23 protein-coding genes are annotated in these 20,496 nt (G+C 59.1%); 13 read left to right on the top strand and 10 right to left on the bottom strand.

What is annotated here, in order from left to right; translation table 11 throughout:
* Positions 1 to 429: 429 nt before the first annotated feature.
* Positions 430 to 1,536, top strand: coding sequence for a porin (locus AAE029_RS30100; RefSeq protein WP_371076590.1), 1,107 nt, complete (start codon positions 430 to 432; stop codon positions 1,534 to 1,536).
* A gap of 353 nt (positions 1,537 to 1,889) precedes the next feature.
* On the opposite strand, the gene AAE029_RS30095 is transcribed toward AAE029_RS30100, so the two are convergent.
* The 3 genes from AAE029_RS30095 to AAE029_RS30085 all read right to left on the bottom strand — a co-directional run bounded on the left by AAE029_RS30095 (position 1,890) and on the right by AAE029_RS30085 (position 3,774).
* The gene (locus AAE029_RS30095; protein ID WP_371076589.1) at positions 1,890 to 2,156 is read right to left on the bottom strand and encodes a hypothetical protein; all 267 of its coding nucleotides are present in this window, start codon (positions 2,154 to 2,156) and stop codon (positions 1,890 to 1,892) included.
* A gap of 167 nt (positions 2,157 to 2,323) precedes the next feature.
* A complete protein-coding gene (locus AAE029_RS30090; RefSeq protein WP_371076588.1) occupies positions 2,324 to 2,803 on the bottom strand; it encodes a hypothetical protein in 480 nt (159 codons plus the stop codon).
* Between the two features lie 356 nt (positions 2,804 to 3,159).
* The gene (locus AAE029_RS30085) at positions 3,160 to 3,774 is read right to left on the bottom strand and encodes a methyltransferase (RefSeq protein WP_371076587.1); all 615 of its coding nucleotides are present in this window, start codon (positions 3,772 to 3,774) and stop codon (positions 3,160 to 3,162) included.
* A 242-nt stretch (positions 3,775 to 4,016) separates the two neighbouring features.
* Here AAE029_RS30085 and AAE029_RS30080 point away from each other — a divergent pair, with 242 nt between their 5' ends.
* Together AAE029_RS30080 and AAE029_RS30075 are read left to right on the top strand one after the other, a co-directional pair.
* A complete protein-coding gene (locus tag AAE029_RS30080) occupies positions 4,017 to 4,511 on the top strand; it encodes an HIT family protein (RefSeq protein WP_371076586.1) in 495 nt (164 codons plus the stop codon).
* 148 nt (positions 4,512 to 4,659) lie between these two features.
* Positions 4,660 to 5,301, top strand: coding sequence for a metallophosphoesterase family protein (locus tag AAE029_RS30075; RefSeq protein ID WP_371076585.1), 642 nt, complete (start codon positions 4,660 to 4,662; stop codon positions 5,299 to 5,301).
* Positions 5,302 to 5,538: 237 nt separating this feature from the next.
* Here the strand turns inward: AAE029_RS30075 and AAE029_RS30070 are convergent, their stop codons facing one another.
* On the bottom strand, positions 5,539 to 5,976 hold the full coding sequence (locus AAE029_RS30070; protein WP_371076584.1) for a hypothetical protein: 438 nt from the start codon (positions 5,974 to 5,976) through the stop codon (positions 5,539 to 5,541).
* A 532-nt stretch (positions 5,977 to 6,508) separates the two neighbouring features.
* Here AAE029_RS30070 and AAE029_RS30065 point away from each other — a divergent pair.
* Positions 6,509 to 7,003, top strand: a complete 495-nt coding sequence (locus tag AAE029_RS30065) for an NUDIX hydrolase (protein ID WP_371076583.1) — start codon at positions 6,509 to 6,511, stop codon at positions 7,001 to 7,003.
* Between the two features lie 557 nt (positions 7,004 to 7,560).
* On the opposite strand, the gene AAE029_RS30060 is transcribed toward AAE029_RS30065, so the two are convergent.
* Positions 7,561 to 8,769, bottom strand: a complete 1,209-nt coding sequence (locus AAE029_RS30060; protein ID WP_371076582.1) for an MFS transporter — start codon at positions 8,767 to 8,769, stop codon at positions 7,561 to 7,563.
* Positions 8,770 to 8,877: 108 nt separating this feature from the next.
* Positions 8,878 to 9,468: a dual specificity protein phosphatase family protein gene (locus AAE029_RS30055; RefSeq protein WP_371076581.1), complete on the bottom strand. Its 591-nt coding sequence runs from the start codon at positions 9,466 to 9,468 to the stop codon at positions 8,878 to 8,880.
* 167 nt (positions 9,469 to 9,635) lie between these two features.
* Between AAE029_RS30055 and AAE029_RS30050 the strand changes: the two genes are divergently transcribed.
* From AAE029_RS30050 to AAE029_RS30035, 4 genes are all read left to right on the top strand, one after another.
* Positions 9,636 to 10,535, top strand: a complete 900-nt coding sequence (locus AAE029_RS30050) for a MurR/RpiR family transcriptional regulator (protein ID WP_371076580.1) — start codon at positions 9,636 to 9,638, stop codon at positions 10,533 to 10,535.
* Positions 10,536 to 10,632: 97 nt separating this feature from the next.
* Positions 10,633 to 11,388 carry a COG4280 domain-containing protein gene (locus tag AAE029_RS30045; protein ID WP_371076579.1) on the top strand — a complete coding sequence of 252 codons (756 nt, stop codon included), beginning with the start codon at positions 10,633 to 10,635 and terminating at the stop codon, positions 11,386 to 11,388.
* Positions 11,385 to 11,606 (top strand): hypothetical protein, encoded by a 222-nt coding sequence (locus AAE029_RS30040; protein ID WP_371076578.1) that lies wholly within the window; start codon positions 11,385 to 11,387, stop codon positions 11,604 to 11,606. The genes AAE029_RS30045 and AAE029_RS30040 overlap by 4 nt, the downstream gene beginning before the upstream one ends.
* A 119-nt stretch (positions 11,607 to 11,725) precedes the next feature.
* Entirely contained in the window at positions 11,726 to 12,751 is a 1,026-nt protein-coding gene (locus AAE029_RS30035) for a phosphotransferase enzyme family protein (protein ID WP_371076577.1), read from the top strand.
* Positions 12,752 to 12,862: 111 nt separating this feature from the next.
* Here AAE029_RS30035 and AAE029_RS30030 read toward each other — a convergent pair whose 3' ends face one another.
* Together AAE029_RS30030 and AAE029_RS30025 are read right to left on the bottom strand one after the other, a co-directional pair.
* Positions 12,863 to 13,204 carry a hypothetical protein gene (locus tag AAE029_RS30030; RefSeq protein WP_371076576.1) on the bottom strand — a complete coding sequence of 114 codons (342 nt, stop codon included), beginning with the start codon at positions 13,202 to 13,204 and terminating at the stop codon, positions 12,863 to 12,865.
* Between the two features lie 96 nt (positions 13,205 to 13,300).
* The gene (locus tag AAE029_RS30025; RefSeq protein ID WP_371076575.1) at positions 13,301 to 14,089 is read right to left on the bottom strand and encodes an SDR family NAD(P)-dependent oxidoreductase; all 789 of its coding nucleotides are present in this window, start codon (positions 14,087 to 14,089) and stop codon (positions 13,301 to 13,303) included.
* A 182-nt stretch (positions 14,090 to 14,271) separates the two neighbouring features.
* Here AAE029_RS30025 and AAE029_RS30020 point away from each other — a divergent pair, with 182 nt between their 5' ends.
* Complete coding sequence (locus AAE029_RS30020; RefSeq protein ID WP_371076574.1) at positions 14,272 to 14,787, top strand: DUF4142 domain-containing protein; 516 nt, start codon at positions 14,272 to 14,274, stop codon at positions 14,785 to 14,787.
* A gap of 152 nt (positions 14,788 to 14,939) precedes the next feature.
* Positions 14,940 to 15,128, top strand: coding sequence for a hypothetical protein (locus AAE029_RS30015; RefSeq protein WP_371076573.1), 189 nt, complete (start codon positions 14,940 to 14,942; stop codon positions 15,126 to 15,128).
* Positions 15,129 to 15,380: 252 nt separating this feature from the next.
* Here the strand turns inward: AAE029_RS30015 and AAE029_RS30010 are convergent, their stop codons facing one another.
* Positions 15,381 to 16,775, bottom strand: a complete 1,395-nt coding sequence (locus tag AAE029_RS30010; protein WP_371076572.1) for a calcium-binding protein — start codon at positions 16,773 to 16,775, stop codon at positions 15,381 to 15,383.
* Positions 16,776 to 16,980: 205 nt separating this feature from the next.
* On the opposite strand from AAE029_RS30010, the gene AAE029_RS30005 reads away from it, so the two are divergent.
* From AAE029_RS30005 to AAE029_RS29995, 3 genes are all read left to right on the top strand, one after another.
* Positions 16,981 to 17,118, top strand: a complete 138-nt coding sequence (locus tag AAE029_RS30005; protein WP_371076571.1) for a hypothetical protein — start codon at positions 16,981 to 16,983, stop codon at positions 17,116 to 17,118.
* A 100-nt stretch (positions 17,119 to 17,218) separates the two neighbouring features.
* The gene (locus tag AAE029_RS30000; RefSeq protein WP_371076570.1) at positions 17,219 to 17,686 is read left to right on the top strand and encodes a carboxymuconolactone decarboxylase family protein; all 468 of its coding nucleotides are present in this window, start codon (positions 17,219 to 17,221) and stop codon (positions 17,684 to 17,686) included.
* Positions 17,686 to 18,543, top strand: coding sequence for a sigma-70 family RNA polymerase sigma factor (locus AAE029_RS29995; RefSeq protein ID WP_371076569.1), 858 nt, complete (start codon positions 17,686 to 17,688; stop codon positions 18,541 to 18,543). Before AAE029_RS30000 ends, AAE029_RS29995 begins: the two co-directional genes overlap by 1 nt.
* Positions 18,544 to 19,002: 459 nt before the next feature.
* Here the strand turns inward: AAE029_RS29995 and AAE029_RS29990 are convergent, their stop codons facing one another.
* Positions 19,003 to 20,289, bottom strand: coding sequence for a UDP-N-acetylglucosamine 1-carboxyvinyltransferase (locus tag AAE029_RS29990; RefSeq protein ID WP_371076568.1), 1,287 nt, complete (start codon positions 20,287 to 20,289; stop codon positions 19,003 to 19,005).
* Positions 20,290 to 20,496: the final 207 nt, after the last annotated feature.

Here is a 20,496-nt window from a genome sequence, read left to right as displayed (position 1 = left end):
ACCCATTGATGAATTTAGGCGTTTCGCAGCACAGGTTTCGAATCGCCGCACTTTTTTGGTTGATCCGCAATGGCGCGGATTTGGGCATGAAGCATGATCGTTGTCTAATTCAACCACTAGATTCTTTTGGAAGGACTCATATGCGACGAACTCTGTGTCGCAATTGGATGATTCTGGCGCCTTTTGCTAACAAAACCTTACTGCACGGCCTTCTTTTGTGGCGATAATGCAACATTGCTGTGGCAAAAGGATAGGCGATGGTGGATATCTGGCCCGAATAATTTGCATGACTTGCTACTTCTAGTACCGTGTGCCCCGGGATTCGTGGCGGTTTTTTGTCAGATATCCTGATACCTGGAGGGGATGACCGGGGCTTGGAGACAGCCGAACAAAGTTGTTCCTCTCGCAACATCATTAGTGGGGATACTCATGAAGATTAGAAGCCTACTTCTCGCCTCAGCTGCCGCTCTGATGGCAGCGTCCGGCGCCAAGGCTGCCGACGCCATTGTCGCCGCCGAGCCGGAACCGGTCGAATATGTTCGCGTCTGCGACGCATACGGCACCGGCTACTTCTATATCCCGGGCACGGAAACCTGCCTGTTGATCGACGGCTACATCCGCTTCCAGACCGACTTCGGTCGTGGCGTTGGTTCGAGCCGGTTTGTCAATGTCAATGGTACGCTTGTCGAGCGTCACCAATCCGACTGGGATGCCTTCACCCGTGCCCAGCTGCAGTTCACGACCAAGAGCGACACCGAGTACGGCACTCTGACGGGCCTCATCGCTCTGCGTACGAACGCCGACAGCCCGAACGATGACGGCGACCGTGGCACTGGCCGCAACACGTTCATCGACGTTGCCTACATCGACATTGCCGGGTTCCGGCTCGGTTATCAGTACAGCTGGTGGGATGACGACCTCAGCGGTGAAACTGACATTCTGAACAGCAACTCCACCAACCACAACTCCATTCGTTACCAGTACGAAGGCGGCAACTGGGCGATCGGTGCCTCGGTCGACGAACTCCAGGGCAACAACGTGGACAACTTTATCGGCGGCGGTAGCGCAGAGTTCGCCGATGATGGTCAGTCGGTCGGTATTGCAGCTCAGATTTCTGCCACCTTCGGCGGCGTCAATGCATACCTGCTCGGTGGCTATGACACCGACACCGAAAACGGCGCGGTCCGCGGTATCGTCACCGCTGACATCGGCCCGGGTACATTCGGCATCGCTGGTCTGTGGGCAAGCGGCTCGAACGCTTACTACGAAGAATCCGAGTGGGCAGTTGCCGTTCAGTACGCTGTCAAGGCGACGGACAAGTTCACCATCACCCCCGGCTTCCAGTACTTCGGCAACTTCGGCCTTGAAGATCAGGACGACTTCACGAACGATGACGCCTGGACCGCTGGTGTAACGCTCGACTACCAGATCGCAGAAAACCTGTCCTCGAAGATCAGCGTTCAGTACTTCGATTCGGACGCAGAGGGCGCGGAAGAACAGTGGACCGGTTTCTTCCGTCTGCAGCGCGCATTCTAATCTGATCGGGTGAATTGGGAGCCCGGCGAAGGCGGGGCTCCCAGCAGGATACAACAAAAGACTGTCCTTCAAAATCGCCAATTCGCCGTTGGGATTCCCTGCTCAAATGGCGACGGCGAGGAAGGAATTTCTTCAAAAGACCGCGCCCTGACCTCCGCGCGGTTTTCTTTTTGACGATGTCGGGCGACGCAACGGTGCTATAGAAGCGATTCAGCTTTTCACGGAAGCGCAGAATTGCTCTACGGCCTGTCGCGTGAAAGTAGGTTCACGCGAGGCTTTAGCTTGTTGTTTTCATGCGTGTCGTCACCGCAAGACCGCTGCACAGTTTTGCGCGACATGCATTAGGCAGCGATCTACTCGGTGGCAAAGTCGTTGCCTTCGTGCCTGGAGACCAGCTTCAGGGTTCTATCCGGCTGGAGAATATAGACCTCGTAGATCCTATAGCCGAACTCTGTTCTGAAGGAATGACGAACGACGCTTCCGATCGGCGACTTCTCGTATCCGGTTCGGGGCTGGCCGTTATAGGTGATGCTTCCCGGAATCGGTTGAAGCTCAGGGGCTGCGGTCGTGCAGCCCGTAAGAGCCGTGAGGCAGGCAAAAGCGGCGATCGGCAGCTTCATCCGGAATTCTCCAGTGATGGCAATCGACGGAGGAACGTTTCAGGCAACTGTCATCCTATCGTGAAAAGGACAGTTGGCCCCATGGGGCACAGATTAACGATGATGCGTGAAGCTTTGGACCGGCTCAAGCGTCGGATGCTGATGGAAATGCAAATGCTCGATCGAGCCTAGCCTGTGCCGCCTCTGCGACCGGTCTTCGGTGTTCCGACGCTGGCCGCTCCTATGGAGACCTCGACCCTGCCGTCGGGAAAAAAGGAGGTCGCGTAAGCGATCTTGGCACCTTTATAGGTTTCGTTGACTTCGTCATAATCGGTCCCTCGCTTCAGGGCACGCGAGATGTCGATCGATGTTCTTATGCCATTTACCTGGCCCCGGCGACCTTCCATGCAGCTCAACAGGCCATCCAGCCAATCCCTGATTTCATTTCCGTTCAGTCCAGCCGCGCATAATGTGGCGTGATGTCCAGGCGTTCCTGCGATCGTTCTTCCGGTGTCGTAGCCTTTCTTATACCAATCCATAATTACCTCCCGCGCAGTCACGCGCCGATCAGACACCACATGGTTTTTATTTTGCGAGAGAATTTCTTTGGAAAGAGAATATCTTTCAGAACTGCATACATTTCGAAAAATCCCCGCCATGAAAGTCATGGCGGGTCGAAAGGAAATGACAAGTCTGTGGGAATATTAGCGCATCTGTATAGGGAAGCAAGACGGAAGAGCGGCGGCATTCGGAAACTTGTCGCTTACGAACCGCTGCTGCAGCGCCGTGCGTCTCATAAGACGCACAAAGGTCGCTGTAGCACTTTGAATTGCTGCATTTTTTATCCTTAAATCGGCTCCGATTTAAGCAAACATGCAGCAGAGGAGGATGAGGAAAAGTGTGCGGTTTTCCGCCCGCATCCCTCTATCCTGCAAGAACCAAACACTCCGGGCGCCTTGGGTTCCCTGACCCTGCCGGTGAAAACTTCCGTCCAACCCCCACATATCTTCGGTTCGTCGGCCAATCATTTGCCATCACGTTCGAAGGAGAATACGGCGGCGCGCTTAGTTGCACCGATTCCGGGATCGCCGAATTCGGAGACCAAATATTCGGCGAGAAGGCGAAGTCGCGAAAGCGGCAGGAAGGCGCGCCAGGGATCGCCGATCAGCACTTCGATCCCGCATGCGAGGCATTGGTCGAGAAAGGCCGTGACCCGCGCGGCAAGGTCGCGGTCATAGAAGAGATCGCCAACGGCGACGATATCGACGGCAAGCGGCGGACCTGTCGTCGGATCACCGAGAAAGGGCGACACCTCGACGTCGTTTTCCTTGGCGTTCAGACCGATCGCGGCGATGGCATAGCGATCGATATCGGCGGCGATGACCTCGCGAGCGCCCGCTTTTGCCGCGGCGATCGCGACGATGCCCGAACCTGCGCCGAGATCGAGGATGCGGCGGCCCGCCACGGTGTCCGGTCGATCGAGAAGATAGCGCGCAAGGGCGAGGCCCCCGCCCCAGTAATGTGCCCAGTATGGCGAACCGAATTCCCGGTCCAGCTCGGCGAGGCGCCACAGGCCGCTTCTCGGACCGGCCTTGTGCAGCCGAATTTCCGGGACCGACGGGACAGCAACGACCGGCATGTTCGCCCCGATGAAGTCCACCGGGTCGTACTGCACCTTGGATGACGATTGAGCCTTTATGCCTGTTTCCTCCGACGAGAGTGGCGCACCGCTATGATAGTTGACACCATCTATTGGAGGCAATGGTAGGGGGCTGAGCCGCGTCGGATCGGAGGGACAGCGACGGTATAAGCGGGCCGCTTCCGCCCGCGCAAAAGCAGGCATATAGATGGTAAGAGTTGGGACATCAGCGAGGCAATCCGGTGGAAATTCCTCAGCAATTTCGGATTCATGAAACGGAGCATTGGCTCGTCAATCACAGAATGAACTCAGCCTTGCCGGGCTACCTGATGCTCGGTTCCCAGACAGCCACCGACGAACTTTCGGATCTTTCCATGGAAGCGCTTTCTTCGCTTGGACCGATGCTGGCAGATGTCCAGGCGGTGATGCGGACGGTGCTGAAGCCAGATCGGATCTATGTCGGCCGCTACGGGCACACACAGGGTTTTCCATTGCATTTTCATCTGATTCCCATCTACGGCTGGGTTGAAAGGCTCTTCTGGCGGGATGCCCGATACCGGGTTCTTGAGCAATTCGCCGGGCCCGTCGCCGAAACGCCAGTCGACGGAGCCGAGCTGACCTTCTTCGTCTGGCGCGAATTCTGCGAAAGGCCGGAGCCACCGCCTGTCGAAGGTCCATCCGTCACGCAGACGATCGCGATGCTGCGTGAGGCGATGCGCGCTCCGCGCCACTCCTGACATCGTCGCGGGTCGGCCGGAGCGCCACGGCGCCGAGGTTCTTGCAGGACGCACAGAGGTCGCTGTAACATTTTGATTGCTGGATGGTTTTGTCCTCAATCGGTTCCGATTTTGAGGATAAGAACATGCAGTGGGGAGCATTGCCCCTATGAGTTTCACTTTCGCAATAGGCGACGTTCACGGCTGTCTCGACCCGCTCAGGCGCATACTGGCGGTGATCGAAGCCCATGCGCCTTCGGGCAGGATCGTTTTTCTCGGCGACTATGTCGACCGTGGCCCGGATAGCAGAGGTGTCATCGAACTGCTCATGGCGGGTCCCGGGCCCGACTGGGAGTGGATCGCCCTCAAGGGGAACCACGAAGACATGATGGCCGGAGCGCATAATGGGCGAGCCGAGCCCGGCTGGTGGCTGGGAAACGGCGGCTTCGAGACCATGAGATCCTACGGGGGGCCGGTGCCGGAGGCCCATCTGGAATGGATGGACGCTCTGCCGCTGATCTATGTCGACGATCACAGGATTTTCGCCCATGCCGGTGTGAACGAGTCTTTCCCGCTCGATCGGCAGACCGAACATGACCTGCTCTGGATCCGCAGACCGCAGCTCTATTCCGGGTCCTATTGGGGCAGGCATCTCTGTCACGGCCATACGCCGGAACTCGACAATCCGTTCACGGTCGGCAACAGGACGAATATCGACAGCGGCTGCGCCTTCGGCGGCACGCTCTCCTGTGCTGTCTTTGACGATCAAAAGCCCGGCGGTCCCATCGAATTCCTGCAAGTGCCGGCATAGGACCAGGCCTTGCCGGATACTTGATATCGTCGGGAAGAGTAAAGCGGCGGGTTGGGGGCCGGGTTGGCCGCGCCAGCGAGAAAGATAACGCACATCACGCAGGAAAAATCGGCGGGACTCGTTATCCGCGAACTTTCCAGCAATATACACAACAAGCGGCCTCCGCGGTGGAACTCCCGTCCACCGCGGGCGACAATTTAAAGGACGGCAAGCCTTGCCCTATTAGGCTCGACCACCTTAAATCGTGAACATCCCGCGCAGCCGAGCCAGTATGCCCGGCGGTCTTGCAGTGGCCATCACACGCAGGTGGCGGGCCACCGTCGCGGCACTCACCGTCTCGCCAAAATGGCAATAGCAGACGATTTTATGCAACTGATGATCGCTTAGCTCGAAGAACCGCTTTGCTTCGCCGTAGCTGTCGTCCTCGAACCCGGCTGCCCTGAGAACCGGATCTGCGAACGCCACTGAGATCGGCGAGTCATTGGCACGCATAGCCGCGCGTTCCCGGGCCGGCTTGTATTCGGTCTGGGGCAGCGTCGAGAGGAGCCAATGCGGATTCCGTTCCAGGACCTCCGCCCAGCGTTCAAGACGCTCGGTGCGCGACATCGGCCGGCGCGGAGAGGCTTCATCGACCTTCGCGACAGTTTTCAGTTGCTCGATTTCCTGATGCTTCATTTCGGCCTCCTATCTGGGGTGACAATAGTTGGTCCGGCCTCCCAAACTCAGCGTGACTCCAAGGGCTCGCAAAGTCCAATCACGATGCTGTCCGGGAGACGAGTTTGATGAAAATACAGCGTGATGGCGGCACTCTGCCGCCCAAGGTCTGAAATTCAGGACCCCGCCGTCCAAGGTGGGGGGAGGCCGCGGCACAGGCTTAAGAATGGTCACGACACGCGTCTTCATGAGGCTGGCGGCATGAACCGATCTTCGTGGCCGATCGGTGCTCCGCGCCCAAAGCTCCAGGTTTTCGATGTCGGAAGCCATCCTCATGAAATCTCCAATTCCTTCACGAAAATTGAAGCGGCAGTTCTTCCAGAAACTGTATAAAATCCTTTCGAGCGCTGTGGTTGTCAATTCGCCCAATAGACGTATGCCACGCATCGCCGTTCCATTCACGGCCATTGTCCAATTTTAATGCCCTGCGGTGGTTCGAAGGCGCGATCTGGCATATGTTGAGTGCGCGGTTTAGAAATCGCTGAGGCCTGTCGTGCCCGAACGTAAATTAAGTGCGAAATCGGGAGAACTTGCGAATGGTTTGCTGAAAGGCGAGGCATTGCTGCAGTACGGCGCGCTCTGTTACCACCTCGGCAAAAAGCGTCACGGCATCGAGCTTCTGCTTATCACGAGCCGCGAAACCGGAAGATGGGTCATCCCCAAGGGATGGCCGATCGAGGGAAAGGAGCCCAATAGGGTTGCCGAGCGGGAGGCCCGAGAGGAAGCCGGCGTTCGAGGCAAGGCCGCCAGGAAGCCGATCGGTCACTTCACCTATCTCAAATGCCTCGGAGACGGGCGGAAAGCAGCCTGCGTCGTGCAGGTCCACCCACTGAAAGTGGAAAATGTGCTGGAAAGATTCAAGGAAAAGGGCGAACGGCGGATCGCCTGGTTTTCCTGCCGGGAGGCGGCAGAGCTCGTTCATGAGCCGGAGCTGAAGGAGATGTTCCGGCAATTCGAGACCGACGGGCCGAAGCTGGCTCGTCGCTAAAGCCCGTTATCTTCATGCAAGTCGTTGTCGCCAACCCGCTGCGTATTTTTGCGTGACATGTATCAGCCCGCAAGAAAATGCCCCGCGGGAAGCGGGGCAGGTGGGGATGTTCAGAAAGGTGGTTCGCACGGAGTTCCAGCCAGAGATGGCACAACGGAAGGGATAGCTTCCGTACGATCCGATAACCGAACTATCCCACGCGTCATTTGTTCCGAAAAAAATGCTCACCATTGATGGGCGAGATGGGAATTCCGTGAAGGTGATATGCGGGGCAAATTCTACCGATCCACGATCTCATAGGTGGTTAATTGGCGGAGGCTTCCCACTTTCCCTCACCTGTACTTGTCACAGCCACCGAGCGTCGGCACGGGGAGAGACTCCGTGAACCGATTGTCTGTAGCCTGACTTTCGTCGTACTGTGACGATGAAGGGTTACATCTGTATCCTCGCCCCGAAGAAGCGAGTCATTCGCGCCGTGGACACGGCGCGGCAAAAAGACTCCTGTGAGGCGATCGAGTGCCGCCTCTGCAATTTGCATGAGACCGCGAAAGCGAATGTCAGATTGTGGCAACAACCGCAGGGGATGAAGGCCGGCGGCGGCTGAGCAGCAGCAGGATCACGAGCGCCCCGCACGAGCACAGAATGGCAAGCGCGAGCAGAGCATCGCTGCCGAAATGCGTCAGCAGGGACACAAGGATCGGCGGAGAAGCAGCGGAGATGAGATTGAGCGGCAAGGCAATGCGCGAGGTTGCTTTTGCGAATTCCGCCTTATCGTAAAAGACCAAAGGTATGGTCGCACGCGCGACCGCAAGCGCGCCGCTGCCCAAGCCATAGAGCAGAATGAAAGCTGCGATCATCCCATGCGATCCACCGCCCATTATCAGGACCAGCATCGCAACGGGAAGAGCCGTGCCAGCCAGGAGACCGGTCGTGATCCCATCCCATCGCCCGCCGCCAAGAAAATCCATTCCCCGGGCGCCGACCTGGATCACGCCCAGCATTGAACCGAAGGCAATTGCTTCCGACGGCGATAACCCCTGCGCCTTCAGGAGCTCAATCAGCACGGCACTAAATCCGAACGTTACGAAGGCGTTCAGCGCGATTGCAGTGACGACCAGATGGAAGGTTCCTTTCCGCACCACCGGAACAGCATTCGTCATCGGCTCCGTTGACCCAACCTCGTCCGTCAGCGCAGCTCGACGCGGCAAACCGAAGGCGTAGAATAGAAGGCATACAAGCATCATTGCCGCATAGATGAGGCAGGTATCACGCCAGCCCACCGCGTCAGAAAGAAAGGAGGTGGTGGGCCAGAAAATGCTGCTGGAGAGTCCTGTCACCAGCATAAGCGCGCCGATCGCGCTCTTTGCGTTCCTGCCGGCAACTTCGTTGAGCATGATATAGGCGGCGGTGGTCAGTGTCGCGCTGCCCGCCGTGCCGAGCAATACCCATGCGGCGATATAAAGCACGGGTCCCTGAGCAAGAGACAGGAGAACAAAGCCCGGCGCCGCCATAACGCTTCCGACCATCATCACGTGGCGTGCACCAAACCGGGTGAATGCCTTTGCCAGTATGGGAGCCCACAGCCCCATGACCACGTACAAAACCGAGCTGCCGGCAAAGACCGCCGAGATGTTCATATGAAGATCGGCAGCGACTTGCCTGCCGACGACGGCGGGAAGACCAACCGTTCCCCAGCCGATGACCTGGGTAATTGCAAGCACAAACAGGACGCCGATTATTTTCTTGCTGGATCCAGAGAGCCGCATTTATTCCGCCAGTCGGATATGGAAATTTGTTGACTATCAGATTCCACATATCGGTTTGATGACATCCGTCGATCCATCAAAATACAGAATTGAACTGACGCGCCCGCGTCAGCTTTCGACGACGTGGAAATAGCGCTCGAGATCTTCCCAACTCTCGTCCATGGCGAAGGCGGCGGAGAGATAGGGGATGCCGATATGGCCAAAGAGGATGGAAAGCTGGTGTTCGGCGACATCCTCGTTTATCCCGGCCACCCTCTCGCTGTAGATCACTGAGGCGAGGCCGCTGCGGTCGGCGCCGGCTTCGCAATGGATGAGAATGGGCTTCGGGGCTGCCTTCAGGATCGCCACCAGCTGGTCCGCCTTTTCGGGTGGCAGGATCTTTGTCGCCGACATTTTGAAGTCGATGTGCTTCACGCCAAGCTTCTCGGCCGTGGCGACCTCGTCGGCATACCATCGCGCATGATCGTTCTCGCCGCGCAGGTTGACGATCGTCGCGATGCCCTTGGCGCGTATGTAGGCCTCGAGTTGTGCCGGCGGCAGCTGTGCCGAGCGATAAAGCTCGCCGGCGATCACCGTGTGGAAATTTCCGGTGAGCTGCAGGTATCCCAGATATACGGCGGTTCCGGCAGCTAGGGTCATGACGACGGCGGCGAGCATACGCAGGGATTTTCGGCGAAGGACCTTGATCGGCTTCAGCATAGCAGCGGTTTTCCGTGGCAGGAGCAGTTGGCGGGCTTGTTTAATAGGTCGGCTTGTCATCGTCCAGTAACAAACATTTCCGATAAGTGCAAACGGTAGCAAATACGACAAAAAGCGATTACATTAGAAGTGAACACGACAAGATGCGCATGACACAGGAGGCTTGCATGCCTGAGATCGCTCACCAGGAAGAGTTCTCGCTCGAAAAGCGGATCGATGCCGCACTGCCCTCATTAGCGCCGGCCGAGCAGAAGATGGCCTCCTTCATCCGCGCGCAGAAAGAGGCGGTGCTGCTGAACTCCGCGGCCGAGATCGCCGCGAAGGCCGGCACCAGCGATGCCACGGTCGTGCGCACAGCCCGTTCGCTCGGCTTCGAAAGCCTGCTGCATCTGCGCGAGGCGATCCTGATGGACCTGACTGGAGCCGCAGCCACACCCGGCGGAAGGCTGAAGCGCACTCTGGAGGATCTCGGCAGCGATTCCGACGGAATTCTCGGGCATGTCCTCAAGACGCATCGCGACAGTCTCGATGTGATGGAAACCGCCGAATTCGGCGCGGCCTTCCGGCGCGCGGTCACGATGCTGTTTTCGGCGCGGCGCCGCCATGTCTTCGGCATCGGTCCGTCGGGCAGCATGGCGGATTACGCCACTCTCCAGTTCAACCGGTTGGGCCTTGCGACAACAGCGCTCTCGGCAAGCGGCATCGGGCTGGCCGATCACCTGCTCGCTGTCGGCGAGGGTGACGTCATCATGATGATCGCCTATGCACCGATCTATCGCGAAGTATCGGTGATCCTGGACTTTGCTGAGGAGAGCCGCATTCCCGTCGTTCTCGTCGGTGACAGTCTCGGACCCTTCATTCAGGGGCAAATAGCCGAAGTTTTGCCGGTGCCGCGCGGCAAGGCGGAGCATCTTTCCATGCATGGCGCGACCGTCGTGCTGATCGAGGCGATGATCGTGGCACTTGCCGCTAAGGACCGTCGGGCAGCACTTGCCTCCCTCGAAAAGCTTGGCTCGCTTCGGGGCGCACTCGACAAGTTATGGCTGAAGCGCGGCGTAAACAAATGAAAGCAAGAACAATCTTGGATACGAGGCGCTGCCCGCCTGAAATCCCCGTGCGGACGCCAATGCAAGGCTCGCGGCCGAAACAAGAATGGAAAGAAACATGACCACTTTGACAACGATTGCTTCGACAGTGAGCGCCTCATTCCTCGGTTCCTTCGTCGAGGTCGTCGAAGCCTTCACGATCATCCTTGCCGTCGGCGTGACGCGAAGCTGGCGCCCGGCCTTTATCGGAACCGGGCTCGCCCTGATCGTTCTTGCGATACTGGTCCTTGCGTTTGGGCCGCTGCTCGGACTGATACCTGTCGATATCATGCAGCTTGTCATCGGGACATTGCTGATCCTCTTCGGTCTGCGCTGGCTGCGCAAAGCGATTCTGCGTGCATCCGGCTTCATCGCATTGCATGACGAGGAAATGGCGTTCGCCGCCGAAACCGACAGCCTGCGACGTCAGTCGGCGGAGCGGCGCGCGGATTTCCTGGCTGGGACCGCGGCCTTCAAGGCCGTGCTTCTGGAAGGCGTCGAGGTGGTCTTCATTGTGATTGCGACCGGGGCAGGGCGGGGCATGATCGGCTACGCGAGCCTTGGTGCCGCGGCGGCCTGCCTGCTCGTGATCGTCATCGGGCTTCTCGTCCATAAGCCGCTCTCGACGGTGCCGGAAAATACCCTGAAGTTCATCGTCGGCCTGCTCTTGAGCGCCTTCGGTATCTTCTGGGTCGGCGAAGGTGTGGGCGCCGAGTGGCCCGGTGCGGACCTGTCGCTCATCGGTATATTCGCGGTGCTGGTCCTGTTCTCGCTCACGGCCGTGCGCCTGCTGCGCCAGTATTCCAACGCCAACATGAAGGTCGCCGCACGATGAACATCCTGAAGATTGCCTTTCGCGAACTGGTCGGCCTCTTCATCGACGACGGAGCCTTGGCGCTGGCAGCCTTCCTCCTCATCCTTCTCGTCGTCGCCGCCGTGAAGCTTGCGCATGTGAACGGGCTGATCGCGGCGATTGTCCTACTGATCGGCTGCGTCCTCGTTGTCGCCGAGAGCGTGGTCCGGGCGGCGCGGGCGAAGATCGGCCGGAAGTAGACGGATTCTGGTTCGCATGCGCTTCAGTCAAAGCGTGTTCCGACTATACCCTCGCTTCAAAATAGGCGACGATGCCTCGGCGATTCTTGATGAAGCTGGGCTGTCTCCGGGAGGCATTGATGACCGAGCATCTCGAACTCCCGCTGGCTGTCCATTACTCGACGCCGCATGCGGACGCGATCGCGGCATTTGTCGCCGCGCAATATGGCTTTGCGCAACTGCCAGCCGTAAAGTTCCTGCAACGCGGATTCAACGACAGCTTCGATGTCCGGACCGCAACGGACCGTTACGTGTTGCGCCTGTCCGGCCGACGCAAACGGGGAGAGGCGGACGTCGCATCGGAGACGGCCTTCCTCGACCATTTGCATAGATCCGGCCTGCCGATTGCCGCGCCGGTAGAGCTTTCTGACGGCGGCCTCTTTACCCGGGTGCTTTTGCCGGATGGCGCCAAGACGGCAGTCTTGTTTCGCTACGTCGATGGTCTGGAGCCGGCTCATCTGTCGACTGACCATGCGCGGGCGCAAGGGATCACGCTTGCCCGTATCCATGCGGCAGCAACCGATTATGCCCAATGGGGCGAGGGAAGATACAGGCTCGATCTCGAGCATTTGCTGCAAGGCCCGCTTTCCACGATCCTTTCCCTGCAGTTGCTCGACGCGGAGGATGAGGCCTCACTGTCGGCGTTGGCGTCACGACTGTCAGCTATGGTCGAGAGGCTGAAGGCGCTGACCTGGACGCGCTGTCACGGCGATTGCCACGGTGGCAATGCGCGGATTGCGACGGAAGGGCAGCTTGCCGGCCAGGCGGTCTTCTTCGATTTCGACGATGGCGGCCCCGGTTATCTTGCCTACGATCTTGCCGTCTTCCTCTGGTCGGCATCATTGCAGCGGCAGGGGTTCGCTGTCTGGCACGCCTTCATCGACGGTTATCGCTCCGTCCGCGCGCTCGCGACCATCGATCTGGAGGCGGCACGCATCTTCGTGCCCATACGCCACTTCTGGCTGATGGGCGAATATGCCGGCCGCGTCGTCGAGTGGGGAAGCCAGGCGGTACCGAAACAATGGCTGAAGAGGCAGCTCGAATTCATGCGGGCATGGGAGGAGGAGAAGCTTCTGCCCGACATATTCAACATCCAGCCCGAATAGGCCTCGCAGCGATAGAGCTGTTTAGCCTTTAGTAGAAGCGCGGAGCCGTTCTAACCTTTTGTTTTTACGTTTCTGGACGGAAAACCGCTGCGCACTTTTTTTGGAATTACTCTAGCCCCCTTGCAAAACCCTGATCATATTGGGCGTCGCCTTCTTGGCCTCGTAAAACGACTGCATATCCGAATATGTCAATCGGCCTGATGCGATGCCGTTCGCCAGTCGCGTGCAGATAACGATGTTCACCCGGGACTCCGGCACTCTCAGGGCGGCCGCCAGTTCCTTGCGCGTCTTTGACGACATCCCACGGGAAGCGCAGCCTTCGATCATATAGTGCTTCTCGGCGTAACCATTATTGAGCGACGCCCGAATAGCCTTGTAATGAGATTCACTGGGTGTGCAGGAGGCGAGAAGTGTAAGGGCCATCATGAAAGGTATTATACGCAAAATATTCATCTCCAACTGATTCCCGTCTCGATACCACAGGCATCAAGTTTTGCAACGTATACGGGTTTAAAAATGCAGGAAATCCGAGAGATGAATCCAGCAGCTTTAAATGGTCTTGAGCATCCCGCCATCGACGAAATAGGTTGAGCCGATGCTGTAGGTCGCCTTGTCCGAGCACAGGAAGACGAAAAAATTTGCGAGCTCCTCCGGCGTGCCGAAGCGCTTGGAATCGGCATATTGGTCGGCGACGGACTGGAGATAGCCTTCCCAGTCGCCGCCGCTCTCCGCCGTCAGCTGCTTTGCGGTCTTGATCCAGTCGGGCGTCAGGATAAGGCCCGCATTGACGCAGTTGACCCGGATATTCTCCTTCACCAGTTCGGTCGAAAGCGTCTTGGAAAACATCATCAACGCCGATTTGGTGACATTGTAGATCGGCTCGTACCAGAGCGGCTGCACCGCGCAGATCGAGGCATTGTGCAATATCACGCCGCCGCCATGGCGGCGCATCTGGGGGACGAGCCCGCGGGCCAGTCGGACGGCGGCCATGACGTGCAGGTCCCAATAGGCCTGCCATTTTTCATCGGGCGCTTCCATCACGGTTTCGTTCGATCCGGTGCCGGCGTTATTGATCAGAATATCGGCTCCGCCACTTGCCGCGGCGGCAGCAATCACGGCATCGACCCCTGCGACGGTCGCTATATCCGCGGCAACGCCAACGGCCTTTACGCCATGTTTTTCGGCGATACGCGCCGCCTCGGATTGGGCGCGTTCCCCGCCCCGGGCCGCAATGACGAGGTTTGCTCCTTCGGCCGCCAGCCCTTCGGCTATCGCCAAACCGATGCCGACGGAGCCTCCGGTGATTACCGCCGTCTTTCCCTTCAGTCCAAGATCCATGCTACCCTCCCGATGCCGGCGACCGGCTATATATTGGATAGAATTTCGCGCTGGGGTCGCTTTCGTCAAGAAGCGCGATAGATTTAACAGATCGACAGATGCAATGCCTCTTCGACAGGCGCCGCATCAGATCCGGGCGTCGTCGCGCCGCAATTTATGGTGGAACAGATGGGAATGCAGATATGCGATTGATTCCGGCCCTCGTGCTGGCGCTGGCCGCCGCCGCATGGACGTTCGTCGGCCCTTTGCCCGCCAGAGCCCAGCAGGTTCCCCAGCCCCAGGAATTCGCCGACGTTGCCGCCTTTTCGAGCGGGTTCGAAGTGGAGGCGGCACAATTGGCACTGATGAAAGCGCAAAACGCCGACATCAAAGCATTCGCGGAGGATATGGCGAGAGACCACGGCAAAGTTACCGAGCGACTTGCCGAGGCGGCGAAGCAGGAGGGGATCACCCTGCCGTCGGCGATGGACGGGGATTTTCGCCGGAAAATGGATGCGCTCAAGGCTGCACCCCCCGAAGAATTCGATCGGTTCTATCTTTCGACGCAGGCGACCGTGCACAGTGATGCCATCGCGCTCTTCGAGCTCTATTCGCAGAAGGGACCGGATGGCGCCCTCAAGAAGTTCGCGGCGGAGACACTGCCGACGCTGCGGATGCATCAGATGCGCATCGAGCAACTGAGATCGCGGCAAGGATAACGCCCGCGCATGCTTCAGCAGAGAGCAGCCTTGGCGGCGGTCTCCCGCCGGCATACATGCTTAGCCGGATTTGCATATTGTCCTGCTAACCCCTTGCAGGCGCAAAACATTGTCCTATGTGTCCTTCGGCAATCAACCGGAGAAGGCACGCGATGAGCAACCCAACGAACCGTTTTGAAGACATCAGGCTGGAGCTGCAAAGGCTGACGGATGAAATAGCGCATATCAATGCGCAGCCGTTCCAGAGCCGCATTGAGCTCTCCTCGCTCGAAGCGGCATGGGATGTCATCGGTTCGCAGGAGGCTGACGGGGAAGAGCCCAAGACGGGCAAGGCGAATTAGATGCGCGCGGCTTGAACTCGAAGATCCATACGCAGTGGATCCGAGAGCGAGCGGCAGCTACGACAGTCGCCGCCGTCAGGGACGACGGAGGCTGCGACTCCCCCTTCGCCCCGCCTGCGGGGAGAAGGTGCCCGAAAGGGCGGATGAGGGGCTTTCGCGGCATTCGAATTTTATCCGCAACTAACGGATTCGCTGAGAGTTTTGCCCCTCACCCTAGCCCTCTCCCCGCATGCGGGGAGAGGGGACGAGCGCTTAAACGAAATAGAAATCGTCCGCAGCCAGTGACGTGCCGCGGTTCAGGGTGGCAAACGTCACCGCTGCCGCATCGCCACTGCCGTCCGGATCGAACATCAGGTGGCCGGAGGATCTGTCGTAGATGATGCGGTCGTCCTCATCGATGGCGGCCTTGCTCTTCACGAAGGCTTCATCGTCGAGCACGCCGATCGCAACCCCGGCAAAGACGGAGCTGTCGAGCCTGAACAGGTCATCGACGGAGGAGAAGTCCAGAATCCTGTCGCAGTTCGCCGGACCCGGTTTCATGTCGAAGATGAAAGTATCGCTGCCGGCACCGCCGATCAGGATATCGCGGCCGGCTCCGCCATTGAGAAGGTCGTCACCGGCGCCGCCGCACAGATGATCCTTGCCCGCGCCGCCCAGAACCTCATCGTTGCCGGCACCCGCACGCAGATGATCGAAGCCGTCGCCGCCGTCGAGCTTGTCGTTGAAGCGGCTGCCGGTCACCCGGTCGTTGCCGCCCATCGCGGCGACCTCGACGGCATGATCATAGGCGTCATAGCGGACGTTGTCTTTCCCAGCAGTGAGAGCGACCTGTTCGCGCGGTGGTGCGACAGTGATGGTGATCGTCGCCAGATTGCTGTTGCCCTGGCCATCGGTGGCGTAGATGGTGAAGGTGTCGGTGCCCACAAAGCCGGCGGTGGGGACATAGTCGAACAGGTTACCGTTCAGATAGTCCTGGTGATAATGCAGGCTGCCGGCATACTCGCCCTGCGGGAACGGATAATAGTCGCCGTCAAATCGCGTCTCCTGCGCCAGGATGCCATGGTCCGGTCCGTCCACGACGGTAAAGCTCAAGAGATCGAAATCGGCATCCGTCGCGCTGAACTTGATATCGTCGAGGGACTGTCCCGGCGACAGCGTGAAGTTCATATCGGCGACCACGGGGGCGTGATTGACGAAGGTATCGGGCTGAAGTTCGCCGTTTTCGAGAGTGATCTGATGCGGACCATACTGGGTGTTCTGGCCGCCGAAATATTCGTTCGCGCCCTGCCAGGTCACCGTTATATTGTCAGGGTTTTCGGCAGTGACCGAAATGATCTTCGTGGAGAGATAGGCCGCCTGGTCGGACAGGGTTCGGATGTAATTGCCCTGGTTATCGAAGACCAGGGTTTGCACCGTCGAGAAGATCTCGTTCCTGCCGTCGTTGGTAAAGGTGGAGACGGTAAAGAAGCCGTCAAAGACGTCGACCGAAGCAAGGTCGATCCAGCCGAAAAAGTAATCCGACAGGGCACCGGTCGGGCCGAGAACGTCGCCGTCGGTCTCGGTTATGTTGAAAAGGATCGCGTCGGGGCTCTCATTATTGATGTCTTCCCATACGTCAAGCTCACTACCATTGCTCAAGGTGGGCATCGTATCTTCCTTCGTGATAGGGGAAAGGGGTCTGCGGAGATCCTTACGCGCAGGCAGATAGGTCGGTGCTCGGGCCGATCAAGCGGAGCTGCCGGGGTCGCGCGCCGCCGGTTTCGCTCGCTCGCGGAACGGTAACGATTTCATGAACATGACTTGTACAATTTGCCTGCCCGCAACATATCGCTCCAAAAGGAGAAAAATGATTATGCCGAAATCAATCTTTGCAACCGTATTCGTCCTCATCGCCGGCATCCTGCTGAGCGGCTGTCTCAATACAACCCCGCGCCAGTTCAACGGCTGCGACTATGGGGACGGCGTCTGCAATCAGGGCAGCCGCGACTAGCACCCGCCCCGCACCCCGCATCGAGAAAAATCTTGCGGGCATGTCACATTGGAAATTCCTGTCTCGTCATGGTGTCGTAACCAACAGAAGGAAACGAACCATGAGTGCCAAACTTGATCCTTTCGCTGCCGCCCCCTCGCTGATGAAGAAGTGGATGAGCACGTCGATGGAAGTAGCCTCGAGCCTCGAGCCGAGCCTCATCGAACTCGTGAAGATCCGTGCTTCGCAGATCAACGGCTGCGCCAACTGCATCAACATGCATACGGTCGAAGCGCGGGCGCAAGGCGAGAGCGAGCAGCGCATCTACCTGCTGTCTGCCTGGCGTGAAGCCCCCTGTTATTCCGATCGCGAACGCGCCGCGCTAGGCTGGACCGAGGCCCTGACCCGGCTGTCGGAAGGCCATGCACAGGAAAGCGCCTATCAGGCCGTGAAGGCGCAGTTCACGGAGGAGGAACAGGTGAAGCTTACCTTGATGATCAATGTCATCAATGGGTGGAACCGACTTGCGGTCGGCTTCGGCCTATGGGTCGATCCGGCAGCCGCGAAGGCTGCCCAGGCGGCAGCCTGATGGCGGGTATCGCCCATAAGGACGCAGCGGCGACTTTCGATCCGCTGCGTCCGAAGCTCATGCGCGTCGCCTATCGGATGCTTGGATCGGTGGCCGATGCCGAGGACATGGTGCAGGAGGCCTTCATCCGGTGGATGAGGGCCGACCGCGACGCGGTGCGTGAGCCCGAAGCTTTCCTGCGCCGCACGGTCACGCGGCTATGTCTCGATCAGCTCAAATCAGCGCGGCGCCAGCGCGAGACCTATGTCGGTCCCTGGCTTCCCGACCCTGTCGTGGAAGAGGAGGAAGAGGAAGACGTGGCCTTGCCCTTGATGCTGGCGTTGGAGCGCCTTTCGCCCCTCGAACGGGCGGCTTTCCTGCTGCATGATGTCTTCGGACTGGGATTTGAGGAAGTCGCGGCGACTATCGAGCGTGATGCCGCCGCCTGCCGCCAGCTTGCCACCCGAGCGCGCACCCATATCCGCGAGGCGAGAGCTCGGTTCCGGGTGGACAAACAACGGGGTGTCGAGCTTGCCGAGGCGTTCTTCGCCGCTTCCCGCAGCGGCGATATGAAGGCGCTTGGTGCGATGCTGGCGGCGGATGTCAGCGTTCATGCCGATGGCGGCGGCAAACGTCCTGCGGCCATGGAGCCCATCTTCGGCTTCGATGCGGTGATGAAGGTGCACGCCTATCTCGCAGAGCAGTTTCGGGAAAATGGTTCGACGCTCATTCGTACCGGGTTCGTCAACGGATTGCCGGGATTTATCACGCTGGAGGCCGATGGCGAGATCCAGACGACTGCGCTCGACATCGAGGACGGAAAGATCACGGCCATCTATGTGGTTCGGAACCCGGATAAGCTGAGGCATCTGCATTAGATCTCAGCTTTCGGGAGGTTGTCCGCATGATCTACGGGAGAGGCGCCTCTCTCCACTCCTATTCCTGTGCCTGTCACAGGAATAGGAGTGAGGGATCGCGCGTGCCGCAATAGCCCTCGAGTTCGCGGAAATGCCAGTATCACTTCGGTAGTCCGGAGCCAGTTGTTTGGCGGGAAGCCTTCCCAGGCTCCCTCTTCCCTGTGCTTGTCACAGGGATCCAGCCGCGCCGTGTCCACGGCGCGAATGACTCGCTTCTTCGAGGCAAGGATGTAGACGTAACTCTTCATGTTGAAGAGTGGCGGAAGATGAATCTTCCTTCAATTGGCACCCGCAGGAGTCTTTTCGCCGTGCCGACGCACGGCAGCTGGATCCCTGTGACGAGCACAGGGAAGGAGGTCGGGGAGGCTTTCGCGTCAAACAACTGCGCCGAACCGCTCTAATCTTTTGTTTTTACGCCACTCACTCCCACCTGACCTTCGCGCCCAGGGCCGTCAGCTTCTCGACGAAGTGGGGATAGGCGCGGCGGATTGGGTCGGCGTGCTTGATGCGCGACTGGCCTTCGATCTGGATGGCGGCAAGCAGCAGCGCCAGCACGACGCGAATGATGTAGGGTGCCTCGACGGTTGCGGGCCTCAGGGGATTGCCGCCGAAGACAATCAGGCGGTGGGGATCGGAGAGATGGACGCGGGCGCCGAATTTCAGGAGTTCCGCGCTCCAGCCGAGCGCGCCCTCATAGACCTTGTTCCAGAACATGATATCGCCGGTGCAGCCGACCGAAATGCCGATCGCGTGGGGCAGCAGGTCGGCCGGGAAGTAGGGCCAGGGGGCTGCCTCGATCTTGGGAAGCATTTCGGCGGTATAGGGCTCGGTGATTTTCCGGCTCCAGCCGGTGGCGGTCACGCGGCCGTCGCCGACTTCGAAGGCAAGTCCCAGCTTGCCGAGCTGGCGCAGGATCAGCGTCATCTGCGGACCGATATCGGTTTCGACGGTGAGCCTGCCGCCGGTGACCGCGCCGATCGCCAGAAACGTTGCGACCTCATGATGGTCGTCCGGCACGCGGGCGACCGTGCCGGAAAGTCTCTCGACACCGGTGATCGTCAGGCGGGACGTGCCGATCCCCTCGATACGGGCGCCCATCGCAACCAGCATCTGGCAGAGCGCCTGCACATGCGGCTCCGAGGCGGCATTGGTCAGCGTCGAGGTGCCGCGCGCCACCGACGCGATCATGGCAAAGGTTTCGGTGGCGGTCACCGAGGCATAGTCCGGCCAGATGTCGGCGGAGAGAACCTCGCCGCGCTGCTCGATGCGGTAGGGATGCGTGTCGACGATCTCGCCGCCGAACTGCTCGAGGATTTCCAGATGCGGATCGATCTCGCGCACCCCGAGCGCGCAGCCCTTGGCCTCGGTGTCGAAGGTCAGCCTACCGCTCAGCACCATGACCGGCGCAAGCAGCAGGACGGCGGCGCGGATGCCGACCGGGAGTTCGGCATCGCTCGTCTCGAAGGCCGCGAAATCATGCTGAATGGTGAGCGTCTGGGCGGCAAGATCCCGCTTCACGCGCGAGCCCTTGCTTTGGAAATATTCGACAAGCTTGTCGATGTCGCTGATCTCGGGGACATTTTCGAGCGTCACCGCCTCGTCGGTCAGCAATGTCGCGCAGAGCATCGGCAGAACGGCATTCTTGTTGCCCGATGGCCTTATCGTCCCCGATACGGGATGGGCGCCATCAACGATCAGATCGGTCATGATATCTCGCAGATCTTGAGCTTGGCCGACAGCACAAGCGTGAAGGAAGGGAAAGTGAACACGTAAATGGTTAATGAAATGACGCGACCTACTTACATAGGTCGAGTCGCATGAGCACCGATATTTGCGGCAAATCCGCGGCCAAGGGTATCGCGTAAATTCGGTCGCGAAAGTTGGATCTTAAACGACCGGGCCTCGCGATCCCTA

Origin of the sequence: Sinorhizobium sp. CB7 (assembly GCF_041357635.1) — a bacterium.
In the GTDB taxonomy this organism is placed as follows: domain Bacteria; phylum Pseudomonadota; class Alphaproteobacteria; order Rhizobiales; family Rhizobiaceae; genus Rhizobium.
The sequence above is the reverse complement of the archived record's forward strand: the minus strand, read 5'-3'. Positions and strand labels throughout refer to the sequence as shown.

Excerpts from the sequence above, each read along its gene's own strand:
- AAE029_RS30100 (WP_371076590.1), top strand. The coding sequence starts at position 430 with ATGAAGATTAGAAGCCTACTTCTCGCCTCAGCTGCCGCTCTGATGGCA.
- AAE029_RS30095 (WP_371076589.1), bottom strand. The coding sequence starts at position 2,156 with ATGAAGCTGCCGATCGCCGCTTTTGCCTGCCTCACGGCTCTTACGGGC.
- AAE029_RS30090 (WP_371076588.1), bottom strand. The coding sequence starts at position 2,803 with ATGACTTTCATGGCGGGGATTTTTCGAAATGTATGCAGTTCTGAAAGA.
- AAE029_RS30085 (WP_371076587.1), bottom strand. The coding sequence starts at position 3,774 with ATGCCGGTCGTTGCTGTCCCGTCGGTCCCGGAAATTCGGCTGCACAAG.
- AAE029_RS30075 (WP_371076585.1), top strand. The coding sequence starts at position 4,660 with ATGAGTTTCACTTTCGCAATAGGCGACGTTCACGGCTGTCTCGACCCG.
- AAE029_RS30070 (WP_371076584.1), bottom strand. The coding sequence starts at position 5,976 with ATGAAGCATCAGGAAATCGAGCAACTGAAAACTGTCGCGAAGGTCGAT.
- AAE029_RS30060 (WP_371076582.1), bottom strand. The coding sequence starts at position 8,769 with ATGCGGCTCTCTGGATCCAGCAAGAAAATAATCGGCGTCCTGTTTGTG.
- AAE029_RS30055 (WP_371076581.1), bottom strand. The coding sequence starts at position 9,468 with ATGCTGAAGCCGATCAAGGTCCTTCGCCGAAAATCCCTGCGTATGCTC.
- AAE029_RS30050 (WP_371076580.1), top strand. The coding sequence starts at position 9,636 with ATGCCTGAGATCGCTCACCAGGAAGAGTTCTCGCTCGAAAAGCGGATC.
- AAE029_RS30045 (WP_371076579.1), top strand. The coding sequence starts at position 10,633 with ATGACCACTTTGACAACGATTGCTTCGACAGTGAGCGCCTCATTCCTC.
- AAE029_RS30040 (WP_371076578.1), top strand. The coding sequence starts at position 11,385 with ATGAACATCCTGAAGATTGCCTTTCGCGAACTGGTCGGCCTCTTCATC.
- AAE029_RS30035 (WP_371076577.1), top strand. The coding sequence starts at position 11,726 with ATGACCGAGCATCTCGAACTCCCGCTGGCTGTCCATTACTCGACGCCG.
- AAE029_RS30030 (WP_371076576.1), bottom strand. The coding sequence starts at position 13,204 with ATGAATATTTTGCGTATAATACCTTTCATGATGGCCCTTACACTTCTC.
- AAE029_RS30025 (WP_371076575.1), bottom strand. The coding sequence starts at position 14,089 with ATGGATCTTGGACTGAAGGGAAAGACGGCGGTAATCACCGGAGGCTCC.
- AAE029_RS30020 (WP_371076574.1), top strand. The coding sequence starts at position 14,272 with ATGCGATTGATTCCGGCCCTCGTGCTGGCGCTGGCCGCCGCCGCATGG.
- AAE029_RS30015 (WP_371076573.1), top strand. The coding sequence starts at position 14,940 with ATGAGCAACCCAACGAACCGTTTTGAAGACATCAGGCTGGAGCTGCAA.
- AAE029_RS30010 (WP_371076572.1), bottom strand. The coding sequence starts at position 16,775 with ATGCCCACCTTGAGCAATGGTAGTGAGCTTGACGTATGGGAAGACATC.
- AAE029_RS30005 (WP_371076571.1), top strand. The coding sequence starts at position 16,981 with ATGCCGAAATCAATCTTTGCAACCGTATTCGTCCTCATCGCCGGCATC.
- AAE029_RS30000 (WP_371076570.1), top strand. The coding sequence starts at position 17,219 with ATGAGTGCCAAACTTGATCCTTTCGCTGCCGCCCCCTCGCTGATGAAG.
- AAE029_RS29995 (WP_371076569.1), top strand. The coding sequence starts at position 17,686 with ATGGCGGGTATCGCCCATAAGGACGCAGCGGCGACTTTCGATCCGCTG.
- AAE029_RS29990 (WP_371076568.1), bottom strand. The coding sequence starts at position 20,289 with ATGACCGATCTGATCGTTGATGGCGCCCATCCCGTATCGGGGACGATA.